The organism is Pseudomonas arvensis (genome assembly GCF_056688935.1).
In genome coordinates, this window is sequence record NZ_CP162038.1 from 4,158,671 (window position 1) to 4,178,162 (window position 19,492).

General features: G+C 60.0%; 18 protein-coding genes and 3 pseudogenes. 11 read left to right on the top strand and 10 right to left on the bottom strand.

All coding sequences use genetic code 11. The features are described from left to right. Window positions 1-21 precede the first annotated feature (21 nt). On the bottom strand, window positions 22-1,758 hold the full coding sequence (locus tag AB3G88_RS18705; protein WP_480451135.1) for an OPT family oligopeptide transporter: 1,737 nt from the start codon (window positions 1,756-1,758) through the stop codon (window positions 22-24). Window positions 1,759-2,099: 341 nt separating this feature from the next. On the opposite strand from AB3G88_RS18705, the gene AB3G88_RS18710 reads away from it, so the two are divergent. Beyond that, window positions 2,100-3,359 carry an IS256 family transposase gene (locus tag AB3G88_RS18710; protein WP_015372597.1) on the top strand — a complete coding sequence of 420 codons (1,260 nt, stop codon included), beginning with the start codon at window positions 2,100-2,102 and terminating at the stop codon, window positions 3,357-3,359. A gap of 307 nt (window positions 3,360-3,666) precedes the next feature. Next, window positions 3,667-4,125 (top strand): REP-associated tyrosine transposase, encoded by a 459-nt coding sequence (locus tag AB3G88_RS18715; RefSeq protein ID WP_480451137.1) that lies wholly within the window; start codon window positions 3,667-3,669, stop codon window positions 4,123-4,125. On the opposite strand, the gene AB3G88_RS18720 is transcribed toward AB3G88_RS18715, so the two are convergent. Continuing rightward, window positions 4,095-4,997, bottom strand: a complete 903-nt coding sequence (locus AB3G88_RS18720; RefSeq protein ID WP_480451139.1) for a hypothetical protein — start codon at window positions 4,995-4,997, stop codon at window positions 4,095-4,097. The genes AB3G88_RS18715 and AB3G88_RS18720 overlap by 31 nt on opposite strands. 70 nt (window positions 4,998-5,067) lie before the next feature. Between AB3G88_RS18720 and AB3G88_RS18725 the strand changes: the two genes are divergently transcribed. Next, on the top strand, window positions 5,068-6,225 hold the full coding sequence (locus tag AB3G88_RS18725) for a lactonase family protein (protein ID WP_480451141.1): 1,158 nt from the start codon (window positions 5,068-5,070) through the stop codon (window positions 6,223-6,225). 3 nt (window positions 6,226-6,228) lie between these two features. Here the strand turns inward: AB3G88_RS18725 and AB3G88_RS18730 are convergent, their stop codons facing one another. From AB3G88_RS18730 to AB3G88_RS18745, 4 genes are all read right to left on the bottom strand, one after another. Continuing rightward, window positions 6,229-8,286, bottom strand: coding sequence for a methyl-accepting chemotaxis protein (locus AB3G88_RS18730; protein ID WP_480451143.1), 2,058 nt, complete (start codon window positions 8,284-8,286; stop codon window positions 6,229-6,231). A 265-nt stretch (window positions 8,287-8,551) separates the two neighbouring features. Beyond that, a complete protein-coding gene (locus AB3G88_RS18735) occupies window positions 8,552-8,842 on the bottom strand; it encodes a DUF3144 domain-containing protein (RefSeq protein ID WP_112196290.1) in 291 nt (96 codons plus the stop codon). Between the two features lie 39 nt (window positions 8,843-8,881). Then, window positions 8,882-9,577, bottom strand: coding sequence for a tRNA (adenine(22)-N(1))-methyltransferase (locus AB3G88_RS18740; RefSeq protein ID WP_480451145.1), 696 nt, complete (start codon window positions 9,575-9,577; stop codon window positions 8,882-8,884). A 13-nt stretch (window positions 9,578-9,590) separates the two neighbouring features. Next, on the bottom strand, window positions 9,591-10,301 hold the full coding sequence (locus AB3G88_RS18745; RefSeq protein WP_112196292.1) for a FadR/GntR family transcriptional regulator: 711 nt from the start codon (window positions 10,299-10,301) through the stop codon (window positions 9,591-9,593). A 340-nt stretch (window positions 10,302-10,641) separates the two neighbouring features. On the opposite strand from AB3G88_RS18745, the gene AB3G88_RS18750 reads away from it, so the two are divergent. Further along, the gene (locus AB3G88_RS18750; protein WP_480451147.1) at window positions 10,642-12,003 is read left to right on the top strand and encodes an MFS transporter; all 1,362 of its coding nucleotides are present in this window, start codon (window positions 10,642-10,644) and stop codon (window positions 12,001-12,003) included. A gap of 19 nt (window positions 12,004-12,022) precedes the next feature. Then, window positions 12,023-13,348, top strand: a complete 1,326-nt coding sequence (gene gudD / locus AB3G88_RS18755; RefSeq protein WP_480451149.1) for a glucarate dehydratase — start codon at window positions 12,023-12,025, stop codon at window positions 13,346-13,348. A 167-nt stretch (window positions 13,349-13,515) separates the two neighbouring features. Here the strand turns inward: gudD and AB3G88_RS18760 are convergent. The 4 genes and pseudogenes from AB3G88_RS18760 to AB3G88_RS18775 all read right to left on the bottom strand — a co-directional run. Then, window positions 13,516-13,635 (bottom strand): annotated as a pseudogene (locus AB3G88_RS18760) (addiction module antidote protein); the annotation flags it as partial. Beyond that, a pseudogene (locus AB3G88_RS18765) lies at window positions 13,595-13,708 on the bottom strand (type II toxin-antitoxin system RelE/ParE family toxin); the annotation flags it as partial. The pseudogenes AB3G88_RS18760 and AB3G88_RS18765, both read right to left, overlap by 41 nt. After that, on the bottom strand, window positions 13,699-14,205 hold the full coding sequence (gene msrA / locus AB3G88_RS18770; protein WP_480451151.1) for a peptide-methionine (S)-S-oxide reductase MsrA: 507 nt from the start codon (window positions 14,203-14,205) through the stop codon (window positions 13,699-13,701). The pseudogene AB3G88_RS18765 and the gene msrA, both read right to left, overlap by 10 nt. A gap of 260 nt (window positions 14,206-14,465) precedes the next feature. After that, window positions 14,466-15,197, bottom strand: a pseudogene (locus AB3G88_RS18775) (zinc-dependent alcohol dehydrogenase family protein); the annotation flags it as partial. Between AB3G88_RS18775 and AB3G88_RS18780 the strand changes: the two are divergent. The 6 genes from AB3G88_RS18780 (at window position 15,111) to AB3G88_RS18805 (ending at window position 19,465) form a co-directional block, all read left to right on the top strand. Next, window positions 15,111-16,034, top strand: coding sequence for a LysR family transcriptional regulator (locus AB3G88_RS18780; protein ID WP_244653872.1), 924 nt, complete (start codon window positions 15,111-15,113; stop codon window positions 16,032-16,034). The pseudogene AB3G88_RS18775 and the gene AB3G88_RS18780 overlap by 87 nt on opposite strands. 186 nt (window positions 16,035-16,220) lie before the next feature. Further along, complete coding sequence (locus AB3G88_RS18785) at window positions 16,221-17,261, top strand: alpha/beta hydrolase family protein (protein WP_480451153.1); 1,041 nt, start codon at window positions 16,221-16,223, stop codon at window positions 17,259-17,261. Between the two features lie 85 nt (window positions 17,262-17,346). Then, entirely contained in the window at window positions 17,347-17,592 is a 246-nt protein-coding gene (locus AB3G88_RS18790; RefSeq protein WP_099586302.1) for a helix-turn-helix domain-containing protein, read from the top strand. Then, complete coding sequence (locus AB3G88_RS18795; protein ID WP_480451156.1) at window positions 17,585-17,707, top strand: hypothetical protein; 123 nt, start codon at window positions 17,585-17,587, stop codon at window positions 17,705-17,707. The genes AB3G88_RS18790 and AB3G88_RS18795 overlap by 8 nt, the downstream gene beginning before the upstream one ends. 116 nt (window positions 17,708-17,823) lie before the next feature. Beyond that, window positions 17,824-18,072, top strand: coding sequence for a hypothetical protein (locus AB3G88_RS18800; protein ID WP_256592865.1), 249 nt, complete (start codon window positions 17,824-17,826; stop codon window positions 18,070-18,072). A 166-nt stretch (window positions 18,073-18,238) separates the two neighbouring features. Further along, entirely contained in the window at window positions 18,239-19,465 is a 1,227-nt protein-coding gene (locus AB3G88_RS18805) for an MFS transporter (protein ID WP_099586303.1), read from the top strand. The last annotated feature ends 27 nt before the right edge of the window (window positions 19,466-19,492 follow it).

Sequence of the window (19,492 nt, forward strand, 5' to 3'; positions counted from 1 at the left end):
GCGGGCACGGTGGGTGTGCGACTACCCCACCATCTGCCATAACGACGCCCCGACGCCGGTGATGCTCTCTCCGGCGATCAACCCCGCTGCGGCGGTAATCGCGAAGCGCTCGGTGAGACTCGGCCAACGGCAGCTCACCAGCCAGGTCAGCACCGCGCCCAGCGCCATCATCAACGACACCGAGGCCGGCAGGACAAAGGCCAGCCCCAACGCGGCGGCACTCGGCAAGTAACGGGAGCGATGGGCCGGCAACAGGCTGTCGAGCACGCCCAGCAACACACCTACCCCGCCGCCGATGGCAATCGCCCAGCGGATGCTCGTCGACAAGGACTCCAGCCCATGGGTCAGGGTTTGCGCCACGGCTTTCCACGTTGCCACTGCGGGCGCCGGCCATTCTTCGGTGAGCAGCATGGACTGCGGATCCGGAATCAGCGCCAGGTACGCCAACACGCCCACGATACTGCCAATGAAAATCCCCAGGATCTGCGCGATCACTTGTTTATGCGGCGTCGCGCCAATGGCTTTGCCCACCTTGAAGTCGTTCATCAAGTCCGTGCATTGCCCGGCCGAGCCGCCAGCGGTGTTGGCGCTCATCAGGTTGATCGGCACCTGGCCGGGGGCGACGATACCGAAGCTCAGCTGGGACAATTGCCCGATGGCGCCAATCGGCGGAATGCCAGTGGCGCCCACCACACGGGCGGCGACGGCTGCCAGGCAGATCGCCAAGGGAATGGTCAGCAGTGCCATCCACAGGTTGATGCCGAACAACAGCGCTTGCAGGCTGACGACCAAGCCTATCGACAGGATAAAACCCGCAGCCGGACCGGGCTTGGGCACGTTCCAGATCTTGCCGCCTTCGGCCTTGGTGGAGGTGCGTAATGCCCACAAGCGAATCGCCAAAGAGGCCAAGGTGGAACACACCATCAGGCTCACCCCCGGCCACAGCAACCACTCCACCAACGCGGCAAATTGCGGGCCGCTGCTGTCGGCCGGCAACGTCTCCAGGTTCTGCGCCAACAGCCACGGGCCCAGGCCACCCCACGCGAGCAAGGCGCCGAGCAGCAAGGTCAGGCCAACGCGAATACCGATGATGCCGCCAAACCCCAGCAGCAACAGCGAAGGGTCGGCGGTAAAGGTCAGGCGCTCCAACTGGGCCGTCGGCGACCAGCGCGGGAAGGCCCACATGAAGGTGTCCACCCACTTCACCACCCCGGACAGCAACGCCGCGCTGAGCAACACCTTCAGACGCGTCGCGGCTTCGCGGCCATGGTTGTAGATGTGCAGCAGGGTTTCCAGGGTGGCCATGCCTTCGGGGAACTTCAGCGCCTTGTCATTGAGCAATGACGGCCGCAGGTACCAGGCAATCCAGATGCCCAGGAAGCTCACCGAGAACACCCAGGCGATCATCGGCAGCGCATCCAGTTGGTTGCCGGTCAGCAGTGTGTAGGCCGGGATCGGCGCCACCAGACCGCCAGAGATAATCGAGGCGGCGGCCGAGGCGACGGTCTGGTTGATATTGCTTTCATGCAGGGTCCAGGGCAGCTGATCGGTGGAACGTTTGGCCAGGCCTTGCCAGATCGCATATCCCACCAGCAGCGCGATGATCGACATATTGAACGACCAGCCGATCTTCAGGCCGGCGTACACATTGGAAGGGGTCAGCAAGATGCCAAGCACCGTACCGGTAATGACGGCACGCAGGCTGAGTTCGCGTTCGACGGGGGCGTACTGGGGAATGGCGGACGGGGCTGAAAGCATGCGGATTCCTTTCGGCGATGAAACAGGGCGACCTAACAAGTGAGCCCTCTGGGCCCTGAAGGTTCCTGAATCGGCAAAACAGAAGAGCCGCGTAAAGCCCGTCCGCTTTTTGAAGAGAAGGCTCTGTGTGGTGAGCGTTTTTTGTGGTGAACCGGTTTTTTTGTGATGACCCGGTTCTTTCTGGTGAACCGGTTCTTTGTGATGACCCGATTCTTTCTGGTGAACCGGTTCTTTCTGGTGAACAGATTCTTTCTGGTGAGCAGTTTTTTTGTGGTGAGCGGGCTTGCCGGGACTGTCATAAATTTTGTGTTCGGGCATAACATGTTGATAGAGGTGCATGTATGCCGACCAAAAAGAAACCGGCCCGTGAGGCCCCGCGAGACCTTCCATCCATTCCCCAAGAGCTGATCGACCAGTTCGTCAGCGGCCCGATGAGTGCCGAAGCCATTCAGGATGCCTCGATGGCGTTCAAAAAGGCGCTGATCGAGCGAGCTCTTGGTGCCGAGTTGGGCCACCACCTTGGCTATCCTCAGGGCGCGGAGCGCCCTGAGGAGTCGAGTAACCAGCGCAACGGCAAGAGCGGAAAAACGGTGCTAACCGATGACGGTCCGCTGCGTTTGGACATTCCCAGAGACCGTGATGGAAGCTTTGCTCCGATTCTGATCCCCAAACACGAACGGCGTTTTACCGGCTTCGATGACAAGATTATCGCGATGTATGCCCGAGGCATGACGGTTCGCGAAATCCGGGCGTTTCTCTCTGAACAGTACGGAACAGACGTCTCTCACGATTTCATCAGCTCCGTCACTGACGCAGTGTTGGAGGAGGTTACCGCCTGGCAACAGCGACCGCTTGAACCGATGTACCCGGTAATTTTCTTCGATGCATTGCGAGTCAAAATTCGCGACGAAGGCTTGGTTCGCAACAAAGCGATCTACTTGGCACTGGGAGTATTGCCGGACGGAACGCGAGATATTCTGGGCATTTGGATTGAAACAACCGAAGGCGCCAAATTTTGGATGAAGGTCTTTAACGACCTGAAAACCCGAGGCGTCGAAGACGTCTTGATCGCCGTAACTGACGGTCTCAAAGGCATGCCCGAAGCGCTGAGTGCTGTGTTTCCTGAGACGACGTTGCAGACCTGCATCGTCCACCTGATCCGTAACAGCCTCGATTACGCCCCGTGGGATAAGCGCCGTGAGCTGGCCAAGGCACTGAAACCGATCTATCAAGCACTCAATGCTGACGCCGCAGAACAAGCGCTACTGGCTTTCGAAGCCGGGCCTTGGGGTAAGCAATATCCGACAGTCGTATCAGCTTGGAAACGTGCTTGGGATCGAGTTATCCCGTTCTTCGTGTTTCCCCCGGCGATACGCAAAGTGATCTACACAACCAATGCCATCGAGAGTATCAATGCCCAGTTGCGCAAGGTCATCAAGACGCGAGGCCACTTCCCAACGGATGAGGCCGCGACAAAACTAATCTGGCTGGCATTACGAAATATCACCGCGAACTGGGGCAGTGCAGCTCATGATTGGAAGAACGCAATGAATCAATTTGCGATTCTGTACGGAGATCGATTTATCAGGCCGACCTGGTAAAGATGGCCTGCCTGACGGCAGGCCGTAACCGGCCCGAACACAAAAAATCTGACACTCTCGGCTTGCCCCGCGCTGGGCAGCGAAGCGGCCCCCATAAGGCCGCCGCGATTTTTCAGGAAAACCGCAGCGCCTGGTTTTTGGGGCTGCTTCGCAGCCCAGCGCGGGGCAAGCCCGCTCACCACAGAAGCCCGCTCACCACAGAAGCCCGCTCACCACAAGGTTACATTCAGCCAACAAGTGATACTTGTTCATCCCCTACTGCGCGCTAGCGTTAAGGCTCTTCAGGAATTCCACCAAGAGCACCGGAATGCGCCCCACACCTCAATCCCATCGTCTGCGTCACGGTCGTTATTCAGAACAGGGTCGTAGCTACCTCATCACCGTCGTCGTTCATCAGCGTCAGCGCTTGTTCACTGACCTTTACCTGAGCCGTCTGCTGGTTGCCGAACTCCGGCAGGTTCATGAGCTGGGGCTGGTTGAGTCTCTGGCCTGGGTCATCATGCCTGACCACATTCACTGGTTGTTTGAGTTGAAACAACAGGATTTGGCAGGCGTGGTGCGACGTATTAAGTCGCGCAGCACGCTGGTCATCAACCGGCGGCGTCAAAGCAAAGAGCGCGTTTGGCAACCCGGTTATCACGATAGAGCGGTGCGTGCGGAAGATGATCTTCGCAAGATGGCGCGGTACATCATTGCCGACCCTTTACGAGCCGGTTTGGTGGATCGGGTGGGCGATTACTCGTTGTGGGATGCGGCGTGGATTTGAGGAGGCGAGTGGGCTTTCTCTAGCAGTTGTTGCACCCACGGCGCATCTTGCTGATTGACCACGCCATATCGGTCCGGCGGGAAAAACCGCCAGTGATGCGCAACCTCAACCAGGCGTGTGAGTTCTTCGGCCGACAGCCAATACTCCGTGTGGGTCAAGGCTATCGGTGCACCGTCAAACCGTCGCCCAAGCAGTACGTTCGTGCAGGGAGCGAACGCCAAGGCCAGGTCACGGCAGGGGTGCATGCGTTTTTGCGCAGCGGGCATGCGCCCCACCCGGTCGTAGGTGAAAGGGCCGGGGTATTCGTCCTTGATCACCAGCCAGCGACCCGTCGTGGTCATGGCCACGACCCATTGCGCCACTCCGCTGCTCTGGGCCTGTTCAAGCCGGCCGTTTTTCCATTGCATGAGGGCGTTGCAGTCCGGGTCGAAGTCCGAAGACCACAGGCTGGTGCCAGACACCAGCGTGTGACGCTCCAACTCGACCACGCCTTGGCCCGGCAGCGTCTGCCAGTAACGCTTGATCGGGTCGCGGGTGTCGCGCAGGTAGTTACGCAATGCCCACGCCGCCATGAACACCAGCGTCGCCAGGGCCTGCCATGCCCATGAATGGCCGAGGATGTCGTCAACATCCAACCCCGGTGAGAAGACGGCGCGATACAGCAGCAGGCTGAGCAAAAAAACCAGACTGGGCAGGAACACGCCGAAACACAGCGGTGGCAGTAACACTGCAATCCAGCTGAAGCGATGCCCGCTTGCGTGTTCATGCGCCCAGGCCAGTTCCTCGGCGCGCATCGGCCTGCGTTCACGCGGGCCAATGCCGGGATCAGGGGTGTGGAAGCGCCAGTACCGTGCGTTGGGGTCGAGATTCATGCTGCGCATCATGCCCGTGACGCGCCGCAAGATACACCGTCTATTGCCCAGATCGAAATACAGTCATACGATGACTGACCACAACCATAACAATAAAGGCTCACTCGTGAATAAACCCCTCATCATGGCCGCCGCTATTGCCTGCGGTCTCAGTGCACACACCAACGCCGCGACCTTCGCGTACATTTCCAGCCCCGGCGATGGCTTGATTTCCCAGTACCGCCTGGACGAGAGCAACGGCGCGTTGAGCCTGGTGAACCAGGTGACAGCCGGTGACCAGGTCAACCCCATGGCGCTTAGCCCCGACGGTAAAACCTTGTATGCCGCGTTGCGGGTCAAGCCGTTTCAAGTGCAGGGCTTCAGCATTGACCCGGCCAGCGGGCGTTTGACGCCGCAATCCAAAGCGCCCTTGGCCGAAAGCATGGCCTACCTCGCCACCGATCGCGCCGGACGTTTCCTGCTCGCGGCCTCTTACGGTGCCGACACCCTCAGCGTGCAGCCCATCGACAAGCCGGAACCGATCCTCACCTACAAAACCGGGCTCCACGCGCATTCCCTGCGCACCGACCCAAGCAATCGCTTTGCCTACGCCGGCAACCTGGGCAACGACCACGTGCTGCAATACCGCTTCGATGCCAACACCGGCGCACTCACGCCAATCGGCACCGGCTACGTGAGCGTGCCAAGCAACACCGGGCCCCGGCACCTGGCGTTTTCGGCCAACGGTAAATACCTGTATGTGGTCGGCGAAATGAGCGGCACGGTCACTGCGTTTGCCATCGACGACAGCACCGGTGCGCTGACGCAGATCGGTGTCGCCAATGGCATTCCCGCTCGCTTGAAGCTGGCCCACGGCGAAGTGCGCGATGCACGCAACAATGACTTGAAGGACGACCCAACACCGCGAATCTGGGCCGCCGACCTGCGCCTGTCCCCGGATGGCACGCTGCTGCTGATGAGCGAGCGCACCAGCAGTTCGGTGTCGGCGTTTGCGGTGGACGCGGCGACGGGCGCGTTGAAGTTCCTCGACAACTACCCAGTCGAAGAGCAGCAGCCGCGCAATATCGCGTTTTCGCCCAATGGCCGGTGGTTGCTGGTTACCGGCGAGAAAAGCGACAAGGTCGGTACCTACGCGGTCGGCAACACTGGCGCCTTGAAGCGCGTGGGTGAGGCGGCTTCAGGCAAAGGTGCGCTGTGGATTGAAGTCCTGCAGACCGCGGCCCAATAGCACTCAGCTCAAACGGAACCGCGCGGTGTTGTCACTCAACGCCTGACTGCCCTTGCTCAAGGTGTCCGCCGCTCGGTTGACCGCCCGTGCGCCATCCAGCAAACGCCCTGCCGCCTGGTCGACTTGCTGGATGTTGCCACTCACTTCATCCGCCGTCGCCGCTTGCTCTTCCACCGCTGTGGCGATTTGCGCCAGGGTGTCGGTGACGTTCTGCACCGCGCCGGCAATCTCGCCCAAGCGCGTGCCCAGGCCGGTGACGGACTCGGCGTCGGTCAACGCTTGCTCGCACGCGGCGCCCATCAGCGTCACCGCCTGGCTCACGGTCGCGCGCAGGCTGTCGACGGTGCCGGCGATCTGCGCCGTGGACGCCTGGGTGCGCTGGGACAGGCTGCGCACTTCATCGGCCACCACCGCAAAGCCCCGCCCCTGCTCACCGGCGCGCGCCGCTTCAATGGCCGCGTTGAGCGCCAGCAGGTTGGTTTGCTCGGCAATGCCGCGAATGGTGTCGACCACCGACTGAATCTGCTGCCCCTGCTGGCTGACTTGCTGCAAAGCGTCGGCGGTGTCGGTGAGGCGTTGGTTGAGCTGCTGGATGCTGGCCGTGGTGCGCTGGCTGTCGCGGCTGCTGTCTTCGGCAATGCGTCGGGTTTGCTGGGCGCTGCCCGACGCTTGTTCACAGCTTCTGGCGACGCCCATGGAGGTCGCGGCCAACTGGGTAGCAGCGGCGGCGATCTGGCTGATTTGATGCTGCTGGTCTTCGACTTCGCTGAGGGTGCTGCCCGATTGGGAATTGAGGGTGAGCACCGCCGAGCCGAGCTGCTGGGTTTCGTGATTGACCCCCAACAGGCTGGTGCGCAATTGCAACACTGCGACGTTCAGCGCGGTGCTGATCAGCGCCAGTTCGTCACGCCCTTGCACCGCCACTTCGACGCACAGGTTACCGTCGCGCAGGGATTCGGCCAGGGTGGTGATGCCGCTGGCACTACGGCGGATGGAGGCCTGCAGGCACATGAACAAGTACAGCGCGGCCAGGGCCAGTACGCCGAAGACCATTGCAAGAGGAATGAAGCGTTTGTTCGCGTCGCGGTGGTAGTAGCTCAAGCGCTCGTCCAGGGAGGTCAGCGACTGCACGCGCAGTGCGCTGAGCGAACCGAGCATGGCGTCGACACTGCGTTCGAAACCGGCGGTATCGAGCTTGATGGTGCCACCGAACACGCCGTCATCCAGCACTTTAAGCTCGTTATCCAACAGTTGCAGGCTGTTGTCGTACTGTGCAGTCCAAGGCTCCATGCCCTCGAATTGCTTGGCCTTGAGCGAAGCCGCCGCCTTGACCAACTGGTCGCGCGCGTCGCCAATGCGGCTGCGCAGGTCGCGCATTTGCAAACGACTTTGCAGGGTGAACTGCCCCGACGCGATGGACGACTGCCCGACGCCCGCCATGCGACCGATACGCTCGATCAGGTCAGGCGTCTGCTGTGTGCCCATCTGCATCAGCATGTAGGTTTCCAGCCAGGGATCGAGGATCAGGCCGGCGTCCAGAGTGATCTGTTCGCGCAGGGTTTGCATCGCGCTCAGCGCCGAGGTGAAACGGTCGTAGCCATCCGGCCACCAGCCCACCGTGCGCAGGGAAGCGGAGTCCATGCCTTTGACGGTGGCCTGCAACGCCTCGTAGCGCGCGAGGATGTCGGCGCTGGCGTTCTGGGCGTTGAGCGCATCGCCCAAGGCTTGCAGGCTTTGCTGGATCAGCGGGAAATTCGTATCGACCTTGTCCATCGCCGCCTTCGCCGCCGGCGTAGGCGCGTGCAGGATGTCTGCCGCTTTCCAACGCGCAGCCAGGTTGCGCTGGGCCGTCAATTGGCCGTCCAGTGCATCCAGGGCCAACAGTTGGCGCACGCCGGACTGCTCGGTGGAAATCACGCCTAATTTATCGCGATAGTCCTGGCCGATCATCCAGAGGCTCCCGGCCAGGGGCAGCATGAACAGGAAAAACAACAATTGGAATTTGCGTGCAAACCCCATACGTCCGAGCAGGCGGATACCGGGTGATAACAAGCTGTGCATGTCCGACTACTCCCTCAAACAACCCACGTGGTGCACGGTGGGCGAAGCCTTGAAATGACTAACGGCAAAGTGCCATGTCATTGATTGGCTTGGCTCTAGCAAGATACGGGCCGTTGGCGCGCAGCCCTTAAACAGGGCGTGCTGTGCGTTAATGGCGCCCGCAGCGTGCTCGAAAATGGGGCAAAAGCACTCACGGTCAAGGACACACCTGTAACCGATGGCGCAGGCGCCCCATGGACATGATCAAAACACCCGTGCCGCCGGCCTACCTGGCCTGCATGTACTGGTCAAAATTTTTGATGTGATCATCCAGATTATCCTCAAGCATCATCCGGTACTGGTCACAGCAATACTTGAGCATCGCCTCACGCTCCTCGGCCATGTGCGCACCGGACTTGAAGTTGCGCGCGAGGGCCCAGGCATTGAAGCGGGTAGTGCCGAACATCATCGAGGCGCTGACCTGGCCGAGGTTTTCGAAGGTTTTGAGCTGTTCGTTCGACAGTTCGATATGCGCGTCGGCGCGCTCATAGAAGGCTTGGTCGATAGCGTCTGCCATTGCGGGGTTCCTGGGTAATCACGATTGAATGAAGGGTTATCAAGCCAGCAGTGTGGTGATCCATCTGATCTGCCGGCTGATTTCTTGCAGCTTCGCCTCGGGCACCGCTTGCGACGCCTGCTCAAAGCCCGCCAGGGTCTGGTGTTTCAGGCGCAACGCGCGCTGCCACTTGGCCAAAAATACCGGGCTGCGGGCCTGCAGTTGCAGCGGGCCGAAGTACAGCTCCTCGGCGGTATAGCTCACCGGTCCAGCACGCTCGGCCACGATGATTTCATAATAAAAGCGGTTTTCGTGCAGCAGCTCTTCACTGACGATGCGATAGCCGTTGTTCATCAACCACAGGCGCAGCGGTTGCTCACCGCCGTTGGGTTGCAGGACCAGGCGCTCAAGGCCGTTCAGGTGGGCTTTGCCAGCTTCAAGGATGTCGCGAATCGTCTCGCCGCCCATGCCACAGAGGCTGATGGCCGTGATGCCGTCACTCGCCTGGACGGCCGCCAGACCATCGGCCAGCCGCACGGTGATCTGCCGCTCCAGGCCGTTTTCACGTACGGTCCGTTCGGCCGCCTGGAACGGCGTAGCCGCCACCTCCCCCGCCACCGCCGCCTCGATCACGCCACGGCGCAGCAACGCCACTGGCAGGTAGGCATGGTCAGAGCCGATATCGGCCAGCCGCGCGCCGTGCGGCACCTGCGCGGCCACGCGCTCCAGGCGCATGGACAAGGTGTGTTCGTTCAACCTGTGTTCCTTATCATTCCCCGGAAAATCGATCCCGGCTGTTAGTCAGATGCAACACCATGGCGGCGCGTGCGGCGTCCGGGTCCTGGCGTTTGATTGCATTGAAAATCGCCTCATGCTCCCGGTTCGCCAGTTGCCCGAGCTTGGCAAAATCCGCGCCGCCACGCTCGTCACTCTTCACCTGGGTGCGCGGAATCATCGCATTGCCCAGGTGCTGCATGATTTCGGTGAAGAAGGTATTGCCGGTGGCTTCGGCGATCAACTGGTGGAAGCGTTTGTCTTCTTCCACGCAACTGTCGTTGTTGGCCAGGGAGGCCTGGTAATCGTCCAGCGCTTCGCGCATGTGGGCCAGTTGCGCGTCGCTCCTGCGCAGCGCCGCCAGCGCCACCGCTTGCACTTCCAGGCCCAGGCGTAGCTCCAGCATGTTGCGCACGCTGGCGACCGTATCCACGTGCAGGCGCAAGCCTTGCTGGGCGCTCTGCTCCAGCACAAAGGTGCCGATGCCGTGACGGGTCTCCACCAGCCCGGCCGCCTGCAACTTCGACAGCGCCTCACGCACCACCGTCCGGCTGACGCCGTGCTCCAGCACGATGGTGGATTCCGACGGCAGCTTCTCCCCCGGCTTCAACTGACCGAGCAGGATGCGCTGGGTCAGGGCATCGACCACGCCCTGGGCCAGGTTGGTGGAACGTTTACGCACGGGGATCGGGGCTTCACTGGGCATTGCTGCAGGTCCACAGGGTTGGGCTGGGGGGAGCTTAACACCCAGACCCGGCACGTCGCCGAGGTTGATTGAATAACCACCCAGCTTGTATGACAACTAATCTGGCAGATAGGTATCTCGACAGCTCCCAGCACCGTCAACGCTGGGTTCTTTCATTGCCTGAAAACCCACAAAAGACCCAATAAACACTGACAAATAACCAAAACACTTACTCAACGAAAGACCTTATAAGCACAAAAACATCGAGCGCCGGATTGCGGACTACAGAAACGCACTTGTATGATGTCTATCAACAAGACACGCAAACCCACATAAAAATAACCAGGGGGAGTTTTGAATTGTGAACAATTCAAGCCATGCATCTGCCGCTCCACACAGTGATCCGGTCCTCGCGCGCGCCGTGCGCAAAGTGAAGAGCCATGTGCTCCCACTGTTCGTGATCATGTTCATCCTCAATTACATCGACCGGGTCAATATCGGCTTTGTGCGCACACACATGGAGCATGACCTGGGCATCGGCGCAGCGGCCTACGGGTTCGGTGCCGGGTTGTTCTTCATCGGTTATGCCCTCTTCGAAGTGCCCTCCAACATGCTGCTGCAAAAGGTCGGCGCGCGTATCTGGCTGACCCGCATCATGTTCACCTGGGGCATCGTCGCGACGATGATGGCGTTCATCCAGAACGAAACCCACTTCTACATCCTGCGCTTTCTGCTGGGCGTGGCCGAAGCTGGCTTCTTCCCTGGCGTGATCTACTACTTCACGCGCTGGTTGCCGGGTGTGGAACGCGGTAAGGCGATTGCGATTTTCCTCAGCGGCTCGGCGGTGGCCTCGTTGATCTCGGGCCCGCTGTCGGGCGTGTTATTGCAGATCGAAGGCTTTGGCTTCCACGGCTGGCAATGGATGTTCGCCATCGAAGGCCTGGCCTCGGTGGTGATCGGTTTCTTTGTGTGGTTCTGGCTGGACTCCAAGCCCCACGACGCCAAATGGATGACCCGCGAAGAACAGGACGCGCTGGTCGGCGCCATCGACGAGGAACAACGCCAGCGTGAGGCGCTGACCAGCGTCAAGCCCACCATCGGCAAGCTGCTCAAAGACCGCCAGATCCTGCTGTTCTGCGCGCTGTACTTCTGCATCCAGCTGACCATTTACGCGGCGACGTTCTGGCTGCCGAGCATCATCAAGAAGATGGGTGAGTTGAGTGATGTGCAAGTCGGCTTCTTCAACTCGATCCCGTGGCTGATCTCGATCATCGCCATGTACGCCTTCGCGTCGCTGTCGGGCAAGTTCAAGTTCCAGCAAGCGTGGGTCGCGGCGGCGCTGTTGATTGCGGCGGCGGGGATGTTCATGTCCACCACCGGCGGGCCGGTGTTTGCCTTTGTGGCGATCTGTTTTGCGGCCATCGGATTCAAGTCGGCTTCTTCGCTGTTCTGGCCGATCCCACAGGGCTATCTGGATGTGCGCATCGCGGCGGCGGTGATCGCGCTGATCAACTCCATCGGCAACTTGGGCGGCTTCGTCGCGCCGACCACGTTTGGCTTTCTGGAGCAGACCACCGGTTCGATCCAGGGCGGCCTCTACGGCCTGGCCGGCACCTCGGTGCTCGCGGCGATCCTGGTGTTTTTCGCCAAGACCGCGCCCTCTGCCCCATTGACCTCGCCCAGCGTGACGCCAACCGGCGCCGCCCTCAGCAAACCTCTTTGAGCCTCTTTAGGAACTTGCCATGACTACTCCCGTCGTTACTCACTTGCAGGTCATCCCCGTGGCCGGCCACGACAGCATGCTGCTCAACCTCAGCGGCGCCCACGGCCCGTATTTCACGCGCAACATCGTGATTCTCAAGGACAGCTCCGGCAACACCGGCGTCGGTGAAGTGCCGGGCGGCGAACGCATCCGCGAAACCCTGGAAGATGCGCGCAGCCTGGTGATCGGCCAACCCATCGGCCAGTACCAGCGCATCCTCAACCAGATGCGCAGCACCTTTGCCTCGCGGGACTCGGCCGGCCGCGGCCTGCAAACCTTTGACCTGCGCATCACCATCCACGCCGTCACCGCCATGGAAGCGGCCTTGCTCGACCTGCTGGGGCAGTTCCTTGAAGTGCCGGTGGCCGGTTTGCTCGGCGAAGGCCAGCAGCGCGACGCGGTGAAGATGCTTGGCTATCTGTTTTATGTGGGCGACCGCAATGCCACCGACCTGGCCTACCGCAACGAAGCGGACGCCGACGACGAGTGGTTCCGCCTGCGCTATGAAACAGCCCTGACAGCCGAAGCCGTGGTGCGCCTGGCCGAGGCTGCCAAGGCCAAATACGGCTTCAATGACTTCAAGCTCAAGGGCGGCGTTTTAAGCGGCGACGAAGAGATCGAAGCCGTCACCGCCCTGGCCGAACGCTTCCCCGATGCACGCATCACCCTCGACCCGAACGGCGCCTGGTCGCTCAAGGAAGCCATCCGCCTGTGCCGCGACCAACACCACGTGCTCGCCTACGCCGAAGACCCGTGCGGGGCCGAAAATGGTTACTCGGGACGTGAAGTCATGGCCGAGTTCCGTCGCGCCACGGGCCTCAAGACCGCCACCAACATGATCGCCACCGACTGGCGCGAAATGGGCCACGCGATCCAGCTGCAATCGGTGGACATTCCCCTGGCCGACCCGCACTTCTGGACGATGCAAGGCTCGGTGCGCGTGGCGCAGATGTGCAACGACTGGGGCCTGACCTGGGGTTCGCACTCCAACAACCACTTTGATATTTCCCTGGCGATGTTCACCCAAGTGGCCGCTGCGGCACCGGGCGAGATCACCGCCATCGACACCCACTGGATCTGGCAGGACGGCCAACGCTTGACCAAGGAACCGCTGAAGATCGAAGGCGGTTATGTGAAGGTCCCGGCCAAACCGGGCCTGGGCGTGGACATCGACATGGACGCTGTGGCCAAGGCTCACGAGCTTTATAAAGGCATGGGGCTTGGGGCGCGGGATGACAGCGTGGCGATGCAGTTCTTGATTCCGGGGTGGCGCTATAACAACAAGCAGCCATGCCTGGTGCGCTGAGCGCTCAAGACAAAGTCGGTTAAATGTGGGAGGGGGCTTGCCCCCGATAGCGGTGTATCAGCCAGACATGTATCGACTGACACTCAGCCATCGGGGGCAAGCCCCCTCCCACATTGGTCCCCGGTGTATTTCAAGGGTTGTGGTCGCCCGCCACCGCCGCAATCGGCCTGCGGGTCTTGAGACTTCATGCTTTGTGCAAGGTATGCACTGATGATCTCCGGGCTGTCGAGAAAGCGCGACGCTTCAAAAAATTCTGTAGCCCGGCCCGACAAACACACGCATTTCACTCACCCCATCGCCTACGGGTGCACAATCGCCGAAATTGTTTTCCTCGGCTCGGTCCAGCCGCGTCAGGACCGCTTGGGCAACTTCCAGTTCGGCCGTATGAAGTGGCAGGTATACCCGTTCGGTATCCGCTCCAGATAATCCTGATGCTCCGGCTCTGCCCGCCAAAACTCGCTGGCGGGCTCTATTTGCGTGACCACGCGCCCCGGCCACAGGTTGGAGGCATCCACGTCAGCCGCGGTATCTTCGGCAATCTCCCGTTGCTGTTCGCTCAGGTAGTAAATCGCCGAACGATAGCTTGGCCCCAGATCATTGCCCTGCCGATTCGGCGTGCTGGGGTCATGGATCTGGAAAAAGAACTCAAGGATCTGCCGGTAGGAAATCACCGCCGGGTCAAACACGATCTCAATCGCTTCAGCATGGTTGCCATGGTTGCGGTAGGTGGCATTCGGCACATCGCCACCGGTGTAGCCGACTCGCGTGCGCAGCACGCCGGGGTAGCGTCGCAACAGGTCTTGCATGCCCCAGAAGCAGCCGCCGGCGAGGATGGCGGTTTCGGTTGGGTTGGTCATGGTTTGTCCTTGCGGTTAATGGAGACAGGGTAGTTATGGGGTGATGTTGGGCATTACCAAGGTGAATCAAGGAAAAACAGGGCAGCCGCCGGGTATCAGTCAGTCAAGGACGAACACCTGCACTTCCGTTCCTCGAAGACACCGCCTGCCATCGCAGCGGGCGAATGAGATTGCCGATTTGCTACCCCATAACTGGGTGGCTATCTGACCGCACATATTTCAATGCGGAAATTTGCGGCGTAACTCCAAGTGGATTAATCCTATGCAATTTTGATTACCACCTTACCAAAGGCGCCTCTGGCCAAATGTTCGTACGCTTCGCGTGCTTGATCGAATGGATACACGTGGTCGATTACCGGGCGAATCTTGTGCTCATTCAAGAACTCGTTCATTCGGTCAAATGACGAGCGTGGAGCAACGGCTATGCCGCGAATCGTTGTTTGTCGAAAAATCATAGGCATCAGGTTCAGGGCAGAGGTTTGGCCTGTCAGAAAGCCGATCTGTGCGATACGTCCACCTACCTTTGTTGCAGCAATCGATTGATTGATGCCGTCACCGCCTGCCACATCCAGCAGAAGATCCACTCCCTTGTCGTCAGTGAGCTTCAGAACTTCCTCTGCCCACTCAGGGGTAGTGCGATAATTCACACCAGCCACAGCGCCGAGCTTTTTTACAGCTTCCAGATTGTCATCACGGCTGGAGGTGACGATAACCTTGGCCCCCAGAGCTGTGGCAATTTGTGCTGCAAAAACAGAAACACCTCCAGATCCCTGAACCAAAACGGTTTGGCCGGCCTCGATCCGGCCATAATCGACGAGCGCATACCATGCGGTCAGCGCGGCAATTGGAAGGGTCGCGGCTTCCTCATCTGACATGTTGTCGGGGGCACGTACCGCGCTGTCTTCATGGATGATCATGTATTCCGCCAGTCCACCAGGCAATGGCGAGCCGAAGCAGTAGTTGGGCTCATCTGGCCCGGGCATACCGTCCAGGCCGGACGCCCGCACGTCACGCGCACCATTCAGGATCTGGAAGCCTCGCTGGGTGTCCGTCTGTTCCAGCGCACTACGCGTAAAGTAAAACTGACGGCTGAGGGCGAGCGGTTTTACGAACGCGTCAAAGAGATTTTGGCAACCATTGCAGAAACCACTTCCATGTTCGACCGTAGTGGGCCGACCTTGCGCGGACGACTTCGAATTGACATTCCCACTGCATTTTCCCAGCGCAGCTTCATGGAAAGCCTTAGGAAATTTAAAGCGGCATTTCCCGAAATCGAGCTTGCGCTAGGCGTGACCGACCGTACGGTAGATCTCGTCGCCGAGGGCATCGACTGTGTATTGCGAATTGGTGACCTCCCGGATTCAAGCATGGTGGCCAGAGAAATTGGCGCCGCCACCATGGTGACTTGTGCGTCTCCAGGTTATCTCCAAGCCTGCGGGGCACCCATAACCCTGCAAGATCTGGCAGACCACCAATGTGTCAGCTTCCTTTCCGGTCAAAATAACAGACCACTGCCTTGGCACTTCTCGGTAGACGGCGAAGATCGGCCACACACGCCTCATGGTGGAATCACGGTGAATGAGTCGAATGCCTACGTTCAATGCGGTGTTGCAGGCTTCGGCATTGTTCAAGCTCCTGGAATAGCCGTTGAGACATTCCTCGCAAGCGGAGAACTGGTTGAAGTGCTCAGGGCATTTCGTCCAAAGCCTCGCCTGGTATCCGTGCTTTATCCAAGCAGAACGCATCTTGCGCCTCAGGTCGACGCATTCGTGGATTGGCTGAAGGAACATTTTCCTGTGCTACACCCCAGCTGGTTCACAGCGCATTAACCTGTAAACCATGTCCCCGGTTAGATATGTAAACGATGTCCCCGGTTTGTACCGGGGCAAGCCCGCTCACCACAACAAGCCACGGCGCCCCGTGCCCCAAAAGACGATACGATCGCGCTCGCCCGTGAGGTTTACGCAATACCGTAAACCCACGAAGCTTCGACCCTATCAAGGAAGATAAAAACAATGAGAACGGCTTTCTGCGCCCTGTTCCTGCTGTGCCTGACCGCTCCTGCCTTCGCTGACGAAAGCCCCATCGGCTTCAAAACCAGCGTGCTTCCCGACCCCCACAACCAACGTCCACTTGAGTTGGCCGTCTGGTACCCCGCCACTACCACCGCTCAACCGCAGCTGATTGCCGACAATGCGGTCTTCATCGGCGCCCTCGCCGTGCCCGATGCGCCGCCCGCCAGCAGTGAACATCCCCTGGTCGTGCTCTCCCACGGCTACGGCGGCAACTGGGGTAAACAGGTGTGGCTGGCCAGTGCGTTGGCCCATCAGGGTTATATCGTCGCGGCGGTCAATCACCCCGGCACCACCACCAAGGATCGCAGCCCGCAAGCCGCCGCGCAGTTATGGCAACGCCCGGCGGACCTGAGCCGGGCTATCGATGCGGTGCTGGATCAGCCAACCCGATTTGGCGCGGTAGCGAGCAAACAGATCGCCGCCGTGGGCCACTCCCTCGGCGGCTGGACCGTGCTGGCAATCGCCGGGGCGCGCTTCGATCCTGATCTCTTCGCGAGGGAGTGCAGCACCTACCCCAAGCTGGGCGGTTGCATCGGTTACCACGAGATGAACCCCGCCGCCACGCCAGCGGGCAAGGCCAGGCTGGCGGCTGATTTGAGGGACAAACGTGTCACCGCCATTGTGTCGCTGGACCTGGGCCTGTCGCGCGGCTTCACCGACGCCAGCCTCGCCGCCTTGCCAGTGCCGGCGCTGGTAATTGCGGGGGGTGTGCCAACGGAGGATATGGCGCCTGAATTGGAGTCCGCCGATATGGTCCGGCGCATGGCAAAAGCTTCGACGCAGTATGTGGAGATTGCCGACGCTACCCACTTCAGCTTTATGTCGATCTGCAAGCCGGGGGCGATTGCCTTGATTGAAGAGAGCTCGCCGGGGGATGGCATGATTTGCCGGGATGGCGAAGGGGCTCGGGCGCGAGGGGTGATTCAGCAGCAGGTTGTGGGGCTGATTACTGGATTTTTGGGGCGACCAGACAACAATTAAAAGGAAGTGCTACCCAAGCAAAAATGCATCGAATACGATGCATTTAATTAGTTAAATCAAAAATGCACCGTATAGGATGCAAAAAATGAATGACTTGGGGACCCTTATTAAAAATCTGCGCAAGGCAGCCGGTCTTTCACAAAGCCAACTCGCGCAACGGCACGGAATGAGCCGTGCAACTATTTCAGGCATCGAGAACAACACCATACCTGAAGTAGGGATTCGCAAAGTCGCAGCAATCCTTGAGGGTTTGGGGTATGAGTTGACCGCGACACCCAAGCGCCGACGTAAGACGCTCGATGAACTGAAATCAGGAAATATCCATGACTAGGCAAAATGACAGGCTGTATATCGGTGCTGGAGGAGTGGATGCGGGAACGCTGGGGATTGTCGGCCCACACCAGCTTGGTCGCATCAGCGTCTCCCACGACAGCGATGGCAAATAACTGCCTGAGATCAAACTCTCTGAGCTGTTGGTCTATGACGGGGCGAAAGATCTATTCGCCGATCTGATGAAAACTTATGCAGCCTACTCAGGTGTCTCTACCAGGAGCAGGACATCATGGGCCTCTTGCTTGGCGGTTCAAAGGCTTGGCCCAAACGTAAGATGCTGGTCAAGTTCGGTCGTAGCTCATGCAATTTGACGGAGTCTCGTTGCAACGAATTGCTTGCACGAGTGCACGGTGGAATGAGCCGCGCCATGGGGGAACTTTCTGATTATCGAATCGCCCATCACGAGTTTGACGCCGTGGGGGAAAAAATGATCTGCGCATGGGAGAAGGGGCTGGCGAGGAGTATTGAGCCGGAGTGATTGTGTTTGCTTGATAAAAGTTCCAGCGCAGTGCCGTCACATCGATAGCACTGATGATTACTATCGAACCACTCGCCTATAGGCTCACCAACCCCCGTTCCTATAATCGCCTCCCACGTCTTCCTGCGCCTGTCTTAAGGCCACATCCCCTCTTGGAACTCCTCACATGCCAAGCGCGAGCCAGGCCCCTAGCGGCCTTCCCGAACATAATCAACAAAGCGTCAAACAGCAGTGGCTGGCGATTCTTTCGGTTGCCGTGGGTGCCTTTGCCCTGGTGACCAGTGAATTCCTGCCGGTGGGCGTGCTCAACGACGTCGCCGCCGACCTCGGTATCAGCGCCGGCCACGCCGGTTTGATGGTGACGCTGCCCGGCATCATGGCGGCCCTCGCGGCGCCGTTTCTGTCAGTGAGCATTGGCACCATGGATCGGCGGTATCTGCTGATCGGCCTGACGTTGATCATGATCATCGCCAACACGGTCGTGGCCTTCGCCAGCGACTTCAACCTGCTGCTGTTCGGCCGTGTGCTGCTGGGTATCAGCATCGGCGGTTTCTGGGCGACGGCGATTGCCCTCAGTGGCCGCCTGGCGCCCAAGGGTGTGGGCGTGGCGAAGGCCACTTCGATCATCATGATGGGTGTGACCCTGGCCACGGTACTTGGCGTGCCCGTCGGCACCTGGCTCAGTGGCTTGATGGGCTGGCGCATGACGTTCCTGGTGACGGCGCTGGTGGGCATTCCGGTGCTGTTGGCGCAGATGTTCCTGTTGCCGAAGCTCACGCCGGAGAAGGCCATTCGCGTCAGTGATCTGCCTGCGTTGTTTATCAACCCACAAGCGCGGGTCGGGTTGATCGCGGTGTTGCTGATCGGCTTGGCGCACTTTGCGGCCTACACCTATGTCGCACCGTTCTTCAAGCACAGCTCCGGTTTTGATGGGCCGACCATTGGTTCGCTGTTGCTGTTGTATGGCGTCGCAGGGGTGATGGGCAATATTTTCGCCGGGTTCGCCGCTAACCGCAGCGTGCGTAACACCTTGCTGCTGGTGGCGCTGATGATCGGTACCAGCACCGCGCTGTTCCCGTACTTCGCCACTGGCATGACCGGCGCCGCGATGCTGATCGCGCTGTGGGGCTTTGCCTTTGGCGCGTTCCCGGCCTGCGCGAGTATCTGGATGTTCGTGGTGGCGCCCAAGGATGTCGAGCGCGGCATGCCACTGTTCGTGGCGTTGTTCCAGGTGATTATTGCCCTGGGCTCGTTCTTTGGCGGGCAGATCGTCGACCAGATGGGCAGCGCGGTGCTGCTGAGCCTGGCCACGGCGCTGGTGGCTTGCGGGTTTGTGACGGTGCTGGTGTTGGGTCGCAGCGTCAGCAACAGCTTGGCGGCGCAGCCTTGCTAGCCATTGGCTGCGGTTTTTAAGCTGGTA